Source organism: Candidatus Protochlamydia phocaeensis, assembly GCF_001545115.1.
Taxonomy (GTDB): domain Bacteria; phylum Chlamydiota; class Chlamydiia; order Chlamydiales; family Parachlamydiaceae; genus Protochlamydia_A; species Protochlamydia_A phocaeensis.
The window spans coordinates 311,426-328,432 of sequence record NZ_FCNU01000032.1 but is presented as its reverse complement, the minus strand read 5'-3'; the positions used below and the strand labels follow the sequence as shown (position 1 = coordinate 328,432).

Below are 17,007 nucleotides of genomic sequence, written 5' to 3'. Positions count from 1 at the left end.
GGCCTTTTGGTTTTGATTTAGACATTTTAGTCTAAATAAGATTATTTTGTCAATAATGGCAAGGCCTATCCCTACAAGGATAGGGTTTTATTAACGGGATGACTTTTTTTAATTGATTTCCTTTATAATTAACTTAGTTGAAAATATTAATAAGCGGCTAATATGAGAAACGAATCTATTCATAATTTTCTCTTTCATCCTTGGGTAGGCGCGCATTCCCAGGCTCAGAGGGCGCTGTCTGTAGCAACCATTATTGCCTTGAGTGTACTGACAGGCGGGCTTTTCGCAGTGGCCTTTGCTTTTATCAATTGGCGTGACCGTCAGATTAAAATGGCGGCCATGACTCCGCGGGTACAGAATAGTGTCTCGCCTATTTTGGGGGCTTCTTCTCAACCAAGCTTATCGGTTTCTCCTATGGTTGATCCTTTCAGGCTTAATTCTGCAGATTCTGTCTCTGTAAAAGGAGATCGCTTTGTCGCTGCCGACCAGGCTAAGGTTGATCGAATTAAGCAAAGACAGGCGAAGCAACTGCAAGATTTTAAGAACTGGGCCTTGGCGAATCAATGGCAGAAAATTCACGATGCCCACTATGATTGGTGGATGTTTCCCGTTGAAAGGCCCAGTGCTCAACAAGGAGAGGCGTATGCCGTTGGCAGGGAAGAAGTAAATGCTCTTAAGGCTGATCCGGCTTTCATGCAAAGCTATAGGGAAGGAGTAGCTTTAGTTGTGCAGGCGTGGGGATGGGACTTAGAGAACGAACAGGCTATCCTTGTGGCAAATCCTCAAGTAAGCGGCCAAAAATGGACGGGCTATGGCGTGCGTTTAGCAAAAATGTCTGATTCCCTTCTCCTTTTCGGAGAGATTGGGCTGCATAAGAAGCTACAAGTGTTCTTTACCCAGCACTGTCTTCCGCAACAGGATCAAGTGCCCATTTCAAATCTAAAATGGTTAAAATCCACTCTAGGGGAAGTAAAATAATCAAGATTGGCTTTAAATGATTTTATTTCCGCAATCTTTGTAATCTATGGTTTATTCTTTTCGCTAGGTCGAGCCTGTGGATGGCTATCAAAATTCATGTTAATAATCACAGAGCTTGAAGAGAGCTTGGGCAGCCATCCCCTAAGGATTGTCTGCCTCTACATAAGAAGTTGTGGGAACTCGTCCTTTCCATCTGGCAATTAGCTCGGGAGTAGGATAATAAAAATCGGCGGCGAGTTCGAAAGGCGTCGAAGGAGGCTCTTCCCCTGTTATAGCGCGAAGAATTTGCCGATCGCGTTTTAGCAGCGCTTGTTGAACAGTCTCGATTGAATCTTCACCCGTATAATTCTTCAGTGGAGCAAAAATTTCCTCGCGTGGAAATAGAAGGGCGGACACTTTATTTGCATAGCGCAGTACATCGAAAATGAACATCTCAAATTTCCAAGCAATAGGAGTAGCTGACAGTTGAGTGACGCCTTCTTCATTAACAAATTTAGCCGCTTTCCAAGCCTTATGCAAGGGGAGAGGCGTTTGTTCGGCTGCCAGGCGCTGAATGAAATCCATTGAAAAGCAAAATAGGCTAAGGCTTGCGCAGCAATATTTAAGGCGCCCGTTGGGCTGTAAAGCATGTTTATCTTCTTCCGATAATTCAGAATATTCGATGACGCTACAGTGGCCGTTTTCTTTGACGACGACGCCAACTTTTTCTTGCGGTTTGCCCTTCTCCGTGCATTTGAGAGTAACATCGGCATTTTGTCCGGCATGAAATCCCAGCAATTCAGCATCAAAGGGGTCTGCTAGAGGGTTATCAATTAAGACAGTGTTGACGTAGCGGATTCCCTGTTGGGACCATTTTTGCCAAATTCCCGATTGGAAAAAGTCATGCAAAGCTTTTCCATTGCCATAAGGACCTTCAGCAATTCGATTGCGCGACTCTAAAAAAAGATGGCCCTGAGCATCTAAGAGAGGAAGCATGCCTTGGCAAAAAAAGGAGACTTGGGCGGGATCGAGGCCGAAAAACTGGTTCTCGGCAAAAAAGCCTTTGGTAATGGCATCATTTTCAGGTGAAGTCATAACCGCTAAAGCCAAGGGCCTGCCGGCTTGCTTTCCCGCTGCTAAGACCTTCTCTGCGCATAGCTGAAAAAGAGATTTCTTTTTTATTAAAGAAACAGGAAAGCGCCCTTTAGGGCCATCTACGCGCAGGCGTGTCCCTTGTCCACCTGCTAAAACGAGGCATCCCATGCGCCCTTCCCGGATAAGTTGCTTTCCCGCTAAAAAGTTATCCGTTTGACCGGAAAAGGAAAAGTCCATAAAGGGTTCTATAGGAGAATAGCGGGAAGGCGAGGCCTGTAAAAGCTGTTTTTGCAGTTGAAGTAAATTAAAGTCAATTTTCTCAATTTGCGAAATAAGCTGTTGTTGTTCCTCGGGCGTTAAAGTAGACCAAAAACGCAAGACCTGAGTCTCTTTCTCTTGAGGCAAAAAATGATAAACAAGCTCTATTGGCATAGATCGCCCAAAATCCATCAAGCGTTCCCCTATGAGTCAATTTATTGGGAAGCTAATTAAGAAACTTTTCTTTATTTGGCTATTTTTCAAAAAAAACAATTGTCATTATTCGATAAAATGCGCTTTTGCCGCAAGGTCTTTTATCGGAATTAAAGTCAAAAGCCTGGTCGGAATGCCAGTTTTTAAAAGAGTTATGAAGAATTTGATTGAAAACAGAAGGCAAATAGATTCAAGAAGAGGCTGTAAGCCTCTTCTTGAATGAAGAGAGGGACTTTTTTAATAGTTGACGAAAGTTCCGGCAAGAAGATTATGCTCAGCAGCAAAATAATGAAAATCCGCGCAGCTTGTGAAAGGCCTTGCATCTTCTATCATGATTCCAGGATGGAATATCGTTCCCAGAACGCCGCGAATAATATTGGTCGCTAGAGACACGCAAAGCAAGACAGTGCCGACAGGAACATCGATCACTACCGCAGCTGCTCTGATCAATTCTCTTGGATGGGCGTTTAATGTTAAAACAGCAAACGTTCTCGTCGCGATACTAGCTGTTGCAAGAATGAGCCGGCCAACTCCTGATAAAGCCTTAAGAGGCGTTGCCAATGTATGAAATAAGCAAATTCCGCGCCCTTTTAAAGAACCCGCTTCATGAGAATAGCCATCTATGCTTAGTACCGGCTTTTCAACAATTAAGCTCAAATTATAATAAGTGTTTGGAAAATAAGTCATATTGATTTCCTTGTTAAATTTTGCTTGATAATATAATTTTAATAAATTAATTACAAGATTTTAGTTGAATTGTTTAATTTCTATGAATGAAATTAAATCTTTTAATAATTACTTTCTTAATACTCTCTCTAAGAGTTTTTGTTAAAACGACTAATGGCCTAGAATTGAGTTTTTTCGCTAGAAGAAAATAGATTTCAACTCTAGGCTATCACTTGAGTTTTAAGGAAGATTCTAGAAAATTTGTTGCATCCTATTTTAAATTATCGAATTCACTCTCGAGCTGAGTGGCCATAAATGAGTTGCTGTAGCTCTTCGTAGACTTCTTGCACTTCAATGCGGGTCATGCATCGAAAATCAATTGGGCATTCTCTGCGATAGCATGGAGAGCATGGAACGCGTTTGTGAAGGACTTTTCCTCCTTGATAAGGTCCGGTGGCGACGTCGCTTGTCGAACCAAATAGAGCCAAAAGAGGAACTCCTAAAGCAGAGGCGATATGCATAGGGCCGCTGTCATTAGTCAGAAAAATATGGCAAGCTTGGATGAATGCCATGAGCTCTCGGAGCGTGGTTTTTCCGGCCAGATTGATAGCGCGTTCGGGTAGATCTAAGCAAATATCATTGACAAGCGGAGCGCCTGCTTTATCCCCAAAAAATAAGATTTTAATGTGCGGATTTTCTAATAATTTTTGACTAAGGCTTTTAAACCGATCAGGTAGCCAGCATTTGGCGGATCCATAAGCAGCGCCGGGATTTATTCCGATGAGAATGTCGTCTTTTTGAACATTGTATTTGGCTAGCCATTCTTGAATGGATAATTGTTCTTGCTTTGTGATATAAAGTTTAGGGGACGTAGAAGACAGGGGAATTCCCAACGGTTCCAACAATTTTTTATAGGTCAGGACAAGATGCTGCCGATCTAATTCCGGAGGAAGGGGAATGGGATAATCGAGCAGCCAGCTGCGCCAATGAGTGGCATAGCCGATGCGGTTTTGAACATGTCCTCTCCAAAACCACCAGGCAGAGGAGAGGGAGTTGGTGAGCAGAATGCCTAGGTCGTAATGGCCTTGCTGCAGAGGTGTAAGGATGTCTCCATGCTCTTGGCGATGAAGCCAGCCGCTAGGCCGCTTAAAATTCAGTATCTCGTCTAGATGCGGGTCTTCTTGAAGGACGCTGCCTAAGGCTCCTTGGCACATTGCCGTTATTTTTGTTTCCGGCCAATGGCGGCGCAGATCAGCTAAGACTGGGGTGGCCATGACAAGATCGCCTAGCCAATTGGGCATTCTAACGATAATATTGTGCGGCGGAAAAGAAAAAAAAGACTTTAAAGGAGCCATGTTAATTCCTTATCAATACGAAAACCATTGATCTTCTATGGCTAAACTTTTATTTTGGCAGCCAAAATCACCTAAATGGAGAGACGACCTTGACGAAACTCACTTATACCCAAGAAGAAAGCAGTCAAGCCCACCTTCCGTCTGATACTGGAGAGATCTCCAGTGCAGCCGAACAAATTTTGCACCTTAAAAGATTATTAGTCACGCTTAAACAACAATATGAAAAAGGCATGCAGGATTTGCAGGAAAAATTACAGGCCGAGCAAGATCAGAAGATGGCTTTGAAGCAAGAAATCGAACGGTTAAATCTTCAGGGGAAGGAATTAAAAGATCATTACGAAGATGAACTCAAGGCCTTAAGAGACCAACAGATAGCCTTGCGAGATCTCCTTAAAAAAACGCAGGATGAATTAAAGCAGCAGCGTGAAGCGGCCTCAGCTCCCGTCCAGCCTGAGCCCGAGCTTATTGCCAATCGTCAACGAATGGAACAGCTAGAGCGCGTCATTCCTTATTTGAGAGAGCGCACCGAAGAGGCGCATTTAGAGACCGAACAGCTGCGACAAGAATTGGAGAGAGCGCAAAAGAAATCCAAGGAACTGGAAGCAGAATTGGCACGCGAAAAACAACAGGCGCAAAAAGACATTGAGCAATTGCAGCAATTGCTGGCTTCCCAGCAGGAAAAAAATCCGGAGATAATTGCTTCGCATACCTCCTCTTATCAACTCCGCCAAGAATTAGAAGTTATCAAGCGCACGCTGGTTCAGGGTTCGCAAGAGACGAAGGAGCTTGAATCGCGCTATGTAGAGGCTTTAAGGGAAAAAGTTAACTTAGAGCACGAGGTCAAGCAATTGCAAATTCAGCTGGACCATCAATCTTCCAATCTCAGCGCTTTTCAAGAAAATATCCAGGAGCTTGAGCAGATGAGAAAGAGCTTGGAGGCAACCCTCCTGGAGAAGGAAGGCTTGCTTGCGCAAAGCGAGAAGAAGCGGGAGGAATTGCATGAACAGCTGCAGCATCTAGAAACTGCGCTTCAAGAACGACTTGCCGTTCAAGAAAATTATGAACAATTGAAGGAAGAGTGGAGCCAGCTCTCTTTTAAGCTAGAAGAGGCATTAGAAGCGCGTGTTCGCGCAGAGCAGCAGCTTGAGCAACTTGAGGCCGTTATCAAGGAGCAAGATTGCCATTTGGCTGAAAAGGGCGAGCACATTTTCCAGCTTAGTCAAGAAAAAGACATAGTGGAAGCCGATATTCACCAGTTGCGTCTTCAATTAGAAGAGAGCGAAACCCGCTTGAAAGTTGCCCAGCAGCATTTAGCTAAAAAGGTCAAAGAAGCTGCGATGCTGATGGAAAAGTGCGAAGAGCAGCAGGCAAGCTTTAATGAATCCCTTCAGGCGGTCGAGGGGTTTAAGGCACAAATCGGCCAGCTGCAAGCCAGCATAGACAATTATCAGAAGCAAGAAAAGAGGTTGCAAGAGCAATTGCACGACGCCTTAAAAGGAACCGAAATTCAAGTGACGAAGTGGGAAGAAAAGTACTTTCGCATGTATGATAAGTGGCAGGAAAGTGAAAATCGCGTGCGCGAATTGAGGAAGATCGAGGAAAAGCATCATCAAATGCAGAGTCTGCTTGCCAATTTAGGCACTTTTATGGGAACATCTTTCCCGGCCTCGAGCGGTTTATTCCACTCCAGGCAAGAAGCGGCGACTGAAAAGACTGCGCCAAGCAGGTCTTCTCTTTTTGAAATGGTTCAAGAGGCTAATCCTAGCACGCCTTCTAAATCCGAGCCGTCCGATGAAAAGTACGATTTATTTGGCATGCGCCAGCCGCAAGATAAATTTAAGCCTAATTTGTTTTCATGAAGCAAGAGCCTCCGCAATCGACATCTGTTATTTTAGGAATAGATCCCGGTACAAAAATAAGCGGCTATGGGTTGATTCGCGTGCAAGGTCATGCATTTGTCCCTGTGGATTACGGCTGTATTCGTCCCCCTTCGCAAGCTAAATTGTCCGAGCGCTATTTGATCATTTATGATAGTATAGAGCAGCTGATTGAGCGATACCGTCCGACTGCTTTAGTTGTGGAAACCCAATATGTTCATAAAAATGTGCAAAGCGCCATTAAATTGGGAATGGCTCGAGGCGTGGCCATCGTAGCGGCCAAAAAAAGAGGGCTGCCTATTTTTGAATATGCGCCCACACAAGCCAAACGCGCTGTTGTCGGAACAGGCAAAGCTAGCAAATATCAAGTACAAGGAATGGTGCAGCGTTTGCTTAACCTTGCCGATCCCCCTCAGCCAGAAGATGCGGCCGATGCATTGGCTTTGGCTCTCTGTCATGCTCAGTCTGCTTCTTTTCGCTTGCTGGACAATGAAATTTGAAATAAAAGGTGCCCAAGCATGTTTGCCTATTTAAAAGGTGTTTTGACGCTTTCGCAGCCTTCGCAAGCTGTGGTGGAAGTTAATGGAGTGGGATATATTCTTTTTATTCCTAGCCGGGTTTATGGAGAACTTCCCCCGCTTGGTCAAGCGGTCCAATTTTATACATCTTTTGTTGTACGCGAGTTTTCTCATGCCTTATATGGCTTCTTGAGCTGTCAAGAACGCGATATTTTTGAAGTATTGATGAATATTTCCGGGGTTGGGCCTAAGTTGGCTTTAAGCCTTATCGGTCATCTGTCTTTTGCCGAACTGCAATCGGCTGTCATTAATCAGAATGTGCCAACTTTATGCCGGGTTCCCGGCGTCGGCAAAAAGACGGCAGAGCGCTTAATTGTTGAATTAAAAGATAAACTACCCTCTCTTGCCGCCTTGGACCCTAGCGAATATGCCGTCGATCATCAAGCAGATCCCAAGGCTAAGCATATCCAAGACGCCATGCTTGCCCTAATCAATTTGGGCTACAACCAGACAACGGCCCAAAAAGCTGTTAAGCAAAGTTTAAAAGATCTTTCCGAAGATAGCGATTTGGCTACGTTGATCAGAGTCGCTCTAAAACATGTTTAATTCATTTAAGAGAACGTGCTCTTGTCTGCCTTGCTCTGTCTATTTAATGGCTTATGTGGAAACTGATTTTTCTAGTTCGGGCTGCAGCCAAGAACAGATTGGGCAAAGCGAAGCTTGATGGTTGCGCGCCTGGCAGTATTCTCGTCCAAAATAAATCAATTGCAAATGCAAGCGGTTCCAATCTTTTTCTGGAAAAAGGGCCTTGAGGTCCTTTTCTGTTTGCTTAACGCTTTTGCCGCTGCTTAGCCCCCAGCGTTTTGCACAACGATGAATGTGCGTGTCAACGGGAAAAGCCGGATGATGAAAAGCCTGCGACATGACAACCGAGGCTGTTTTATGGCCTACGCCTGGTAAGGATTCCAATGCCTCAAAACTTGCAGGAACCTGCCCTTGGTATTTATCCAGGAGGATCTGCGAAAGGTCCCAAATGGCCTGGGCTTTGCGCGGACCTAGGCCGCAAGAGTGAACAATGCGTTCAATTTCATCTACGGGCAGCTTGACCATTTCTTGGGGAGTAGACGCTTTGGCAAATAGAATAGGCGTCACTTTGTTGACGCGGGCATCGGTGCAATGGGCGGACAAAAGCACGGCGATCAATAAGGTATAGCTATCCCGATGCTGCAAGGGAATGGGGGGCGCAGGATAAAGAGTGTTTAAAATCTTTTGAATTTTCTTAACGATTTCGCGCTTTGTCATTTTCCAATACAAAATTTAGAAAAAATTGCCGATAGAATATCTTCCGTAATATTGGTCCCTATGATTTTTCCCATTTCGCTTAAGCAGTAGCGCATATCCATTGTCAAGAATTCAGGGGAAACGCCTAAATGCAATCCGTCCTTGACGCGGTGGGCGGCAGCGATGGATTCAATCAAGGCTTCTTTATGCCTGATATTTGTAATTAAAATCTCTTCTTTTGAAGGCGGCCCGTTTTGCCAGATGACGGCATCGATGGCTTTATGCAGCTCATCTAATCCTTTTTTTTGCTTAGCGGATAGATGAATGAGATGCGGAACGTTTAGGGCGGGCAGCGCAGGATGCGGAAGATCGATTTTATTCCAAATGACAATGGTCTTATCTTTAGGGACTTGTTCTAAAAGCAGTTGGTCTTCTTCATCCAATCCTTTGTGGGCATCGAGGACTAATAAAATGAGATCGGATTGCTGCATGGCTTGTTTAGAGCGTCTAATTCCTTCTTGTTCTATGCTTTCATGCGCTTCGCGAATGCCTGCTGTATCGCTCAGTTTAAGGTGCAGACCGTTCAAACGCATGTGATCTTCCAATACATCGCGCGTCGTCCCCGGAATGGGAGAAACAATGGCGCGGTCTTTGTCCAGCAAGGCATTCATCAAAGAAGATTTGCCGACATTCGGACAGCCGACCAAACACAGGGAAAGCCCATCGTGAAGGATTTTTCCATTATGGAACGTATCGGCCAGTTTTTGCATTTCCTGGCAAATGGCGTCGATGTCTTGGCAAATCTCATCCATGGTGGCAAATTCGAGCCCTTCTTCCGGGAAATCTACCCAGGCTTCTAGAATAGCGGCCGTTTGCGTCAAGGACTGTTGAAAGCCTTCTATTTTCTGAGATAAAGAGCCTTTGAGCTGGCTTTCGGCCGCTTCTAATGCCCGCTCATTTTTTGCGCAAATCAGTTCTTGGACAGCTTCAGCTTGAGCTAAGTCTAATTTACCGTTCATGAAGGCTTTGAAGGTGAACTCTCCCGGAAGGGCTGCACGGGCGCCCGCTTCTAAAACGACTTCCAAAACGCGCCTTGTAATCAAGCTGCCGCCATGGCAGTGAATTTCGACGGTGCTCTCTCCCGTATAAGAGCGTTTGCCCAGCATAACAAGCAGTAAAACGTCATCTACATGCTCTCCCTTTGCATTGCGGATTTGCCCGAAATGAGCGGTATGGGTGCGGTAAGTCGTGACGGGACCGGAAAAGACTCGGGAAGCGACAGATAGGGCCTCATCGCCTGAAATGCGAATAATAGCTACCCCTCCCTCTCCCGGCGGGGTCGCAATAGCGGCAATGGTTTCTCCTGGATAATAAGGCTGATGAATAAATTCCATAATGGCAAGAATAAGCGAGAATAAATTAAAATTTTAAGAATATTTGAATGCGATTCACATCTTGAAGAATCAAATAAGAATATGATACACTAAAGTATCTTTTGATGCATCTTTTTGATTATCAACTCTTTTAAGAGACTGGTTTGAAATTCCTTTCTAAGGCGTTCTTTCATTCAAAAAGCGGCAGTTAAAATGACATAGAATGAGCTTACACCCTTAAGAGCACGCCCTAGTGCAGCCCCTGAAAAATTATGACAGATATTATCTATATTGATCGGTTGACAGGTCAAAAAAAAGTGGAAAAGGTCTATAAAGGAAAAGCTTTAAGCCTCCTTTATGGAGATAAGTGGTACAACCGCCTACTAGGCTGTGCTCTTCTACCGCTTGTGGCAAAAAGGTCTTTATTTTCTTCCTTATATGGCTTTTTGCAAAAACGACCGTTCAGCGCAAAGAAAATTAATCCTTTTATTAAGACTTTTGAAGTGGACGCCTCCGAGTTTTTAGAGCCCGTTTCCCAGTTCCGCTCATTCAATGATTTTTTTATTCGGCGCCTTCAGCCCAAAGCGCGTCCATTGGCGGCAGGCGACGATATTGCGGTGATGCCGGCAGATGGCCGCTATTATTTTTACCAGGATATCGATCAGTGCGAAGGGTTTATCGTCAAAGGCAAAAAATTTGATTTATCTGCTTTATTGGGAAGCGAAACGCTTGCACAGGCCTATTCTGGAGCAAGCATGGTCATGGCCCGTTTATGCCCGTCCGATTATCATCGCTTCCACTTTCCTTGCGATTGCAGGCCCGGCCAAACCGCTTTGATCAACGGCCATTTTTACTCCGTTAATCCCTTGGCTGTGAAAAAAAATCTGCACATTTTCACGGAAAATAAGCGGACGCTATGCGAATTAGAGACCCGCGCTTTTGGCCGTGTCCTCTATTTAGAAATCGGAGCGACCAATGTAGGAAGTATTCAAGAAACCTATACGCCTTTTAAGTGGCATGTTAAAGGAGAGGAAAAAGGGTATTTTGAATTCGGAGGATCTTCACTCATCCTACTTTTCCCCAAAGGAGCCATTCAATTCGATGCCGACCTTTTGGAGGCGACCCAGCAGGGCTTTGAAATGCGCTGCCTAATGGGACAGCGCATGGGAAGACGTTTAATTTCTCCAAATCACTTGCTTTGATTGGGAAAATACCATCTTTGAATATCGCAGGGCTGGTTAGGAGAGGGCATAAAAAACATTTGGGGTTGTCCATTTTTAAACCACACCCTTCTCCAGAATCTTTTGGGCGTAGATGGGTTAAAATGCGCACATACGCGGACTTCTCCTTCTAATTTGCCATCTACAAATTTCCCCTCATAAGCTGTATTATCTGCAAAAACATATAGCCCTTTTCCTTCAAAGCGATCATTCTTGAATGGCCCTTCATAATAATCTCCACCGGCATACGTTAATTTGCCATGCCCTTCTTTTTGGTCAGCACGAAATTCCCCTTCATAGCAGTCTCCATTGGGATAGGTCAATTTGCCATGCCCTTCCTTTTTTAGATCAATTAACACACCTTCAAACGTACTTCCCTGTAAGACAAACTTTCCTCGCAAGTAAGGGCGCTGATCTTTTGTTTTTCCAACCAAGTCTGAGGGAAAGGACGTCATCCATGCTTGCTCGTTTAAGCAAGGAGTTGTGTCGCTGTCGTTTAGCAACGCCTCGATGCTGACTTTTTTCATCTTTTCTTCATTAGGTTGGGAAGGATTAGGCTGCCAATTTCTCTCCTGCAGCGGAATGGAAGAAGCAGAAAGAGGATGTGTTTGCATGGGTTGGGGTAAAAATCCCAGCTGAGGTTGGAGAGGGACAGAAACTTGAGGGACAGAGGGATAATAAGGATGGGCGGAATAGCCTTGCAGATAATAAACCTGATTTGTAGAAGAATGAAAAAAATAACCAGAATAATTAGGAAAACTCATGATTAATGTTAAACCTCTGTTAAAAAAATAAGATATAATAAGATAAGCTTATTCATCAATGTGAACTTTAAAAATTTATTTTAATATAATAAATAATCAATGCTTATGATGTTTAAGTGTTTGGTTTGTTGTTATTTAATTGTTGATTTATTTTATATCAAAATTAAATCGAAAGCAATTGATATAAATTAAATTATTAATATTAATAGGTTAAAGCATTTCAAACTCAGATTATTAAAAAATTATGGACTGTCTTGCTATTTTGCATCTTGGACAGCTTTAACTTCAGTCAAAAGAGCAAAAAGCTCCAAACGCGGGTTTATAATTTTTATATGCATGGCCGTCCGGATGGGCTGATTATGGGGATATATAAGAGAAGAAAGCCCACGCTTGTTTGTGCGCAGGCTTTTCTTTATCTAAGAAGCAGAATGGGAGGGGGAATTGGAATTGAAATAATTGGCCAAATCTTCATGCGAAGGCTTAAACGCTTTCTTGCCTTGGCTCCAGTTAGCTGGGCAGACCTCGCCATGCTTTTCAAAATATAGAAGGGCATCGAGGATGCGGATCGCTTCGTCGACTGAGCGGCCCAAGGGAAGATCGTTGACGACTTGATGGCGGACGATGCCTTCTTTATCGATGAGGAATAGGCCGCGATAGGCAATGCCTTCATGAGGAATGAGGACATCATAATCGCGGGCAATTGTCTTATTCAAGTCGGAAATCAATGGGTAGTCAATGCCTTCGATTCCGCCTTTATTTTTAGGCGTATTGAGCCAGGCAAGGTGTGAATAACAGCTGTCAACTGAGCAGCCAATGACTTGCGCATGGCGCTTCTCAAATTCTTCTAAGCGTTCTTGAAAGGCATGCAATTCTGTCGGGCAAACAAAGGTAAAATCTAAAGGATAAAAAAAGAGGACGACATATTTTCCTCTAAAATGCAAAAGAGAAAAGTCTTGGACAATTTTTCCTCCTACAATAGCTTGCGCTTTAAAATCCGGTGCATGCTTACCAACTAAAACTCCCATGGTATCTCCTTTAAATTTAAATTTTTATTCAAATAATTCTTGAGCGTGAGGCAGCCATGTCTCGGCACCAATCGTAGTGGCGGGGCCGTGGCCTGGATAAACTTTTGTTTGCGGAGGAAGCTGGGCGAGTTTAGCCAGAGAAGGCCACATTAGAGCAGGCTGGCTCGTGGGAAAAGATAAATTGCCAATCGTCCCTTTAAACAAGGTATCTCCTGAAAATAAAACCGCTTCCTTGCTTTCATAAAAACACACGCCACCGGGCGTATGGCCAGGCGTATGCAAAACGGTAAAAGATAAATGGCCTATTTGGATAAGAGAGCCTTCTTCAATCAATACATCAGGTTGAACGCCTTCTATAGATATCCAACAAGGTAATCCATCTGATCCTGGATGCTCTAAATTGAGGGCATCCAATGAATGAATATAAACGCGTGCATGATAAAAAGATTTTAATGCACCGACATCCGCTATGTGATCCCAATGGGAGTGAGTCAATAAAATATGCTTGCATGTCAACGCTTGCTGATTAAGAAAAGTCTGGATAGCAGCCGCTGATTCGGGAGCCGGATCAATGATGGCGGCCGCTTTGGTCAAAGGACAGGCTGCGACATAAGCATTAGTTGAAAAAGGGCCTGATGGAAAAGCTTGAATGAGCATTGTAATTTTTTAAATCATTTAGAAAAATTAACGGGGAATCATTGATATTTAAGAGATTAACATTTCATCGCATGAAAAGCAACCTAGAAAATTGTTTATCTTTTACATCAGGAATACAGATGAATGCCTTTCAAAAAAAATAGTTTTCCATATAAGGAAAAATTTAAAGGAAAGCTGATAAGAAAGGGGGTTATGCCAGGAAAAAAACAATTGAACGGACAAAAAAGATAAGCTTGAAGGGAAATCGCCCAGTACGCAAGCGGGCGAATTTGTCCGCGAGGAAATGGAGCATATCCGATAAGGAAAGCATGGAGCCCGTTCTACGAAACAGGCCATTGCAATTGGACTTTCTAAAGCCCGCCGGGCGGGAATTCTCTTAAAACCTCCAGTAAAAGGCCACTTATCGGAAAAAAGCCAAAAGAGGGCGGAATCGGCTCGGCTTATGAGAAAGGGCAAAAACAGGAACCCGTTTTGCAAACGCGCTCAGCGGCCTGTGAAAAAACGCTGACGAGAGAACCTCGCTCGGCTGCTTCACATTCGGCCATTTCTCGTCAGGCCCATGAAGCCGCTAAAAGCCGAAGCCCTGCCGATCGATCGAGAGCTGCCAAAAAGGCTGCACAAACACGCGCGAGAAATGCTCAGCGAGCTTAATTTTGCCTTTATTTTTGGGAAATGGAATTGCTTTCAGAAAATAAAAAACCGGAAACATTGTCATTTCTGAAATGTTTCCGGTTAAACGCACCGGAGAGGATTCGAACCTCTAACCGCCCGGTTCGTAGCCGGGTACTCTATCCAATTGAGCTACCAGTGCAAAGAAGATGAAATTGTAATAGGAAGCGTTCTTTTTTGCAAGCTTTTTACCGTTAAATAAAACATTTATTGTTTTTTATCTACTTAAACAGTCAAAAGCGCCTTGAACAAAAGGGGACCTGCCTTTCTAGAAAACTCTTGCCTTAAAAATGAATTCCTCGCTTATTATCTTACTGATTATCAATATGAAATGAATGCTTTTGCCTACCAATAGGTTTATTTATCATGAAAAAAACAGTCGTCGCTGTCCTGCTTGCTTGCGTGATGGGTCTTTCAATGGCGCAGGTGGGAACGGGATTATTATGGCAAACCTCTTTTGCCTCTTCTAGTCAATCGTCCGACCCTTTTGAATGGCTGGAAAATGAGGATGCGCCTCATACCTTAGAATGGTTAAAAAAGCAAGACGAGCTAGCTTCTGCCTATTTCGATAGCGAAGCTGGACGGGAGGCCCTTTATCAAGAGCTTCTCGCTCTATCCAGCTATGAGATGAGGGGACTTCCTGTCAAGCGAGGGAATAAAGTTTTTTTTACAAAGCAAGAACGCGGACAGAAGCAAAAATCGCTTTATGTGCAAGAGAAAGGCCAGCAGCCGAGCTTGATTATAGATCCCAATCGCCTTAGTGAAGAAGGGACGTATTCTTTGACCCAGTATGAAGTCAGCCAAGACGGCTTGTGGGTGGCTTATGGCTTATCGCAGGCAGGATCGGATTGGGAAGAATGGTTTATTTACAATGTAGAAATGGGCAAAACCTTAGAAGAAACCTTGAAATGGATTAAATTTGCCAAGCCTGTTTGGTCGCCTGGTCAGCAAGGATTATTTTATAGCCGCTATTTAGAGCCGGCAAAAGAGCGCGGTTTTTTTGATAAACTATCGCATAATCAGCTTTATTATCATCGATTGGGCACTTCTCAGGCGGAAGATCGGTTAATTTATGAATCTCCCGATCATCCAGATTGGGTCTTGCGGGATTTTCAAATCACTTCGGATGAACGCTATATGCTTTTTCGCGTAAGCCGAGGAATTGATATATGCAACGGCATTTATGCCCTTGCGCTTCAATCGGACCAATGGAATTTCCAGGCGATAGATGCCTTCCTTCCTTTGGGATTAGCCGCTTTTGATTTTCTAGGCGAAGTGGACGGCTATTTCTATTTTAAAACGAATTATCAGGCTCCGCGTGGCAAGATTATCGCCTTTGCTTACGGGGAAACCTCTCCTGAGAAGTGGATTGATATTATAAAAGAAGATCCGCGCCATAGCATCGAGAATGTTTGCCTTGCTGGGCAGTACCTTGCGGTGTCTTATTTGCAAGATGTATGCGCATGCCTGAAGATATTTGATTTGAAAGGCACTTTCGAACGTGAGATTTCCTTGCCGGGCAAGGGAAGCTTGGCTCTTCGCGGCAGCCTAAATGAAGCAGAGCTATTTTACGGATATATGAATTTTCTAACCCCGCTTGCCATCATGAGCGTAGAAGTGGCCAGCGGCCAGCAAAGCGTATTTTTCAAGCCTGAATTAAAGTGGGAGCCCACTGACTACACCATTAAGCAGGTATTTTATCCAAGCCGGGACGGCACCCTTATTCCGCTCTTTCTTGCGCATCGCAAAGACCTTGCTCCTACCTCGCAAACGCCTGTTCTGCTGTATGGATATGGAGGATTTTCCATTTCGCTTGCGCCTTTCTTCGATCCGCTTTATATGGCTTGGATGCAGAAGGGCGGCGTCTTCGCTTTGGCAAATATTAGAGGCGGGGGCGAATATGGTGCTGAATGGCATGCCGCTGGTCGGCTTGATCGCAAGCAAACATGTTTTGATGACTTTATCACAGCTGCCGAATGGCTGATCAAGCAAGGCTATACAAATCCGAGCAAGTTGGCCATGATCGGACGCAGCAATGGCGGATTATTGGTTGGAGCTTGTTTAATTCAAAGGCCGGAGCTCTTTCGTGCAGCGATTGTCGGAGTGGGCGTCTTGGATATGTTGAAGTTCCACCGCTTTACCATTGGGGGAAGCTGGATCTATGAGTATGGATCGCCGGACAATCCCCAGGACCGCGCTTACTTGCAGGCTTATTCTCCTTACCACAATGTCAAGCGGAATGTGGCCTATCCTTCCACGTTAATTTTAACCGGAGACCATGACGACAGAGTCGCGCCCGCCCATAGTTTTAAATTTGCCGCCGCTTTGCAAGACGCCCAGGAGGGACGAGAAAAGACTCACCCCGTTCTCTTACGCATTGCACGCCAGGTTGGCCATGGCGCTGGCAGAACGGTAGAACAAAAATGCCTGGAATCGACCGATATTTTGCAATTCCTCTTCAAAGAATTGAAGGGAAAAGACGGCGCACGCTAGCGCCCCTGGCAAAAATTAACAGATGGAAAGGAAAGAGATGGCTAAAGATAATGGATAGAACAACCGTCCTATCCATTAAAATCTATAGCCTACGAAAATCTATTTTGAGAATTTAATATCTCATGATACTTAGCCAAGTGGCTTTCACAAAGGGCATTCAATTTTTTTATTTTTTCGTCCACAGGCAGAATTTCTGCAGCTAATGTTGTCTGAAATCCTTTAACAGATTGCTTAAACTCTTCTGCTAAAGATTGGATAGAACGTTGAATGATTTGAATTTTTTCAATTTTGTCTGCTGCGCTATCTTTATTCCTCGCATTGGCACTGCCAGAAATTCCAGAGCGGATGACTGTTATTTTTCTCCCAAGCCAAAGACTCTGCTCTTTAGGCGCATAAGCATTAAGCTCGCCTTCTATTTGATCAATTTTCAGCGTTGTTTCGACTATTGATTTCGATACTTTTTTCGCAGCAAGTGCATAAAAATCAATAGGTTGATACAAAATGACGGCTGTATTTGGATCCCAACTAATTGCGTCTCCTTCAATTTAAGAATTAAATTAAGTAACTCGATTTAAATCAAACATAT

At 44.0% G+C, this 17,007-nt stretch carries 15 protein-coding genes, 1 tRNA gene and 1 pseudogene; 7 read left to right on the top strand and 10 right to left on the bottom strand.

Annotated features, from left to right (window positions below; translation table 11 throughout):
* Positions 1-162 precede the first annotated feature (162 nt).
* Entirely contained in the window at positions 163-978 is an 816-nt protein-coding gene (locus BN3769_RS13980; RefSeq protein ID WP_068471444.1) for a hypothetical protein, read from the top strand.
* Positions 979-1,119: 141 nt separating this feature from the next.
* Here BN3769_RS13980 and BN3769_RS13975 read toward each other — a convergent pair whose 3' ends face one another.
* The 3 genes from BN3769_RS13975 to waaF form a co-directional block, all read right to left on the bottom strand.
* Positions 1,120-2,484, bottom strand: a complete 1,365-nt coding sequence (locus tag BN3769_RS13975; protein WP_068471516.1) for a UTP--glucose-1-phosphate uridylyltransferase — start codon at positions 2,482-2,484, stop codon at positions 1,120-1,122.
* Between the two features lie 276 nt (positions 2,485-2,760).
* Entirely contained in the window at positions 2,761-3,210 is a 450-nt protein-coding gene (locus tag BN3769_RS13965; protein WP_068471442.1) for a hypothetical protein, read from the bottom strand.
* A gap of 269 nt (positions 3,211-3,479) precedes the next feature.
* Positions 3,480-4,544 carry a lipopolysaccharide heptosyltransferase II gene (gene waaF / locus BN3769_RS13960; RefSeq protein ID WP_068471441.1) on the bottom strand — a complete coding sequence of 355 codons (1,065 nt, stop codon included), beginning with the start codon at positions 4,542-4,544 and terminating at the stop codon, positions 3,480-3,482.
* 89 nt (positions 4,545-4,633) lie between these two features.
* Here waaF and BN3769_RS13955 point away from each other — a divergent pair, with 89 nt between their 5' ends.
* Genes BN3769_RS13955 through ruvA form a run of 3 tightly spaced genes read left to right on the top strand, consistent with a single transcriptional unit; the run spans position 4,634 to position 7,545 of the window.
* On the top strand, positions 4,634-6,403 hold the full coding sequence (locus tag BN3769_RS13955; protein ID WP_068471440.1) for a coiled-coil domain-containing protein: 1,770 nt from the start codon (positions 4,634-4,636) through the stop codon (positions 6,401-6,403).
* Positions 6,400-6,921: a crossover junction endodeoxyribonuclease RuvC gene (gene ruvC, locus BN3769_RS13950; protein WP_068471439.1), complete on the top strand. Its 522-nt coding sequence runs from the start codon at positions 6,400-6,402 to the stop codon at positions 6,919-6,921. The genes BN3769_RS13955 and ruvC overlap by 4 nt, the downstream gene beginning before the upstream one ends.
* An 18-nt stretch (positions 6,922-6,939) precedes the next feature.
* Positions 6,940-7,545: a Holliday junction branch migration protein RuvA gene (gene ruvA, locus BN3769_RS13945; protein WP_068471438.1), complete on the top strand. Its 606-nt coding sequence runs from the start codon at positions 6,940-6,942 to the stop codon at positions 7,543-7,545.
* Between the two features lie 51 nt (positions 7,546-7,596).
* Here ruvA and nth read toward each other — a convergent pair whose 3' ends face one another.
* The gene (gene nth / locus BN3769_RS13940) at positions 7,597-8,241 is read right to left on the bottom strand and encodes an endonuclease III (protein WP_068471437.1); all 645 of its coding nucleotides are present in this window, start codon (positions 8,239-8,241) and stop codon (positions 7,597-7,599) included.
* The gene (mnmE, locus tag BN3769_RS13935) at positions 8,238-9,614 is read right to left on the bottom strand and encodes a tRNA uridine-5-carboxymethylaminomethyl(34) synthesis GTPase MnmE (RefSeq protein ID WP_068471436.1); all 1,377 of its coding nucleotides are present in this window, start codon (positions 9,612-9,614) and stop codon (positions 8,238-8,240) included. Before mnmE ends, nth begins: the two co-directional genes overlap by 4 nt.
* A gap of 251 nt (positions 9,615-9,865) precedes the next feature.
* Here mnmE and asd point away from each other — a divergent pair, with 251 nt between their 5' ends.
* Positions 9,866-10,795 (top strand): archaetidylserine decarboxylase, encoded by a 930-nt coding sequence (gene asd, locus BN3769_RS13930; protein ID WP_068471435.1) that lies wholly within the window; start codon positions 9,866-9,868, stop codon positions 10,793-10,795.
* Here the strand turns inward: asd and BN3769_RS13925 are convergent.
* The 3 genes from BN3769_RS13925 to BN3769_RS13915 form a co-directional block, all read right to left on the bottom strand.
* Positions 10,783-11,577 (bottom strand): MORN repeat-containing protein, encoded by a 795-nt coding sequence (locus BN3769_RS13925; protein WP_068471434.1) that lies wholly within the window; start codon positions 11,575-11,577, stop codon positions 10,783-10,785. The genes asd and BN3769_RS13925 overlap by 13 nt on opposite strands.
* Positions 11,578-11,993: 416 nt before the next feature.
* The gene (locus tag BN3769_RS13920; protein ID WP_068471433.1) at positions 11,994-12,602 is read right to left on the bottom strand and encodes a peroxiredoxin; all 609 of its coding nucleotides are present in this window, start codon (positions 12,600-12,602) and stop codon (positions 11,994-11,996) included.
* Positions 12,603-12,626: 24 nt separating this feature from the next.
* A complete protein-coding gene (locus BN3769_RS13915; RefSeq protein WP_068471432.1) occupies positions 12,627-13,259 on the bottom strand; it encodes an MBL fold metallo-hydrolase in 633 nt (210 codons plus the stop codon).
* A gap of 209 nt (positions 13,260-13,468) precedes the next feature.
* Between BN3769_RS13915 and BN3769_RS15325 the strand changes: the two are divergent.
* A pseudogene (locus tag BN3769_RS15325) lies at positions 13,469-13,910 on the top strand (DNA-binding protein).
* An 86-nt stretch (positions 13,911-13,996) separates the two neighbouring features.
* Here the strand turns inward: BN3769_RS15325 and BN3769_RS13905 are convergent.
* Positions 13,997-14,070, bottom strand: a tRNA-Arg gene (locus tag BN3769_RS13905).
* 224 nt (positions 14,071-14,294) lie between these two features.
* Between BN3769_RS13905 and BN3769_RS13900 the strand changes: the two genes are divergently transcribed.
* The gene (locus BN3769_RS13900; protein WP_068471430.1) at positions 14,295-16,421 is read left to right on the top strand and encodes a prolyl oligopeptidase family serine peptidase; all 2,127 of its coding nucleotides are present in this window, start codon (positions 14,295-14,297) and stop codon (positions 16,419-16,421) included.
* Between the two features lie 89 nt (positions 16,422-16,510).
* Here the strand turns inward: BN3769_RS13900 and BN3769_RS13895 are convergent, their stop codons facing one another.
* Positions 16,511-16,921, bottom strand: coding sequence for a hypothetical protein (locus BN3769_RS13895; RefSeq protein ID WP_068471429.1), 411 nt, complete (start codon positions 16,919-16,921; stop codon positions 16,511-16,513).
* Positions 16,922-17,007 lie beyond the last annotated feature (86 nt).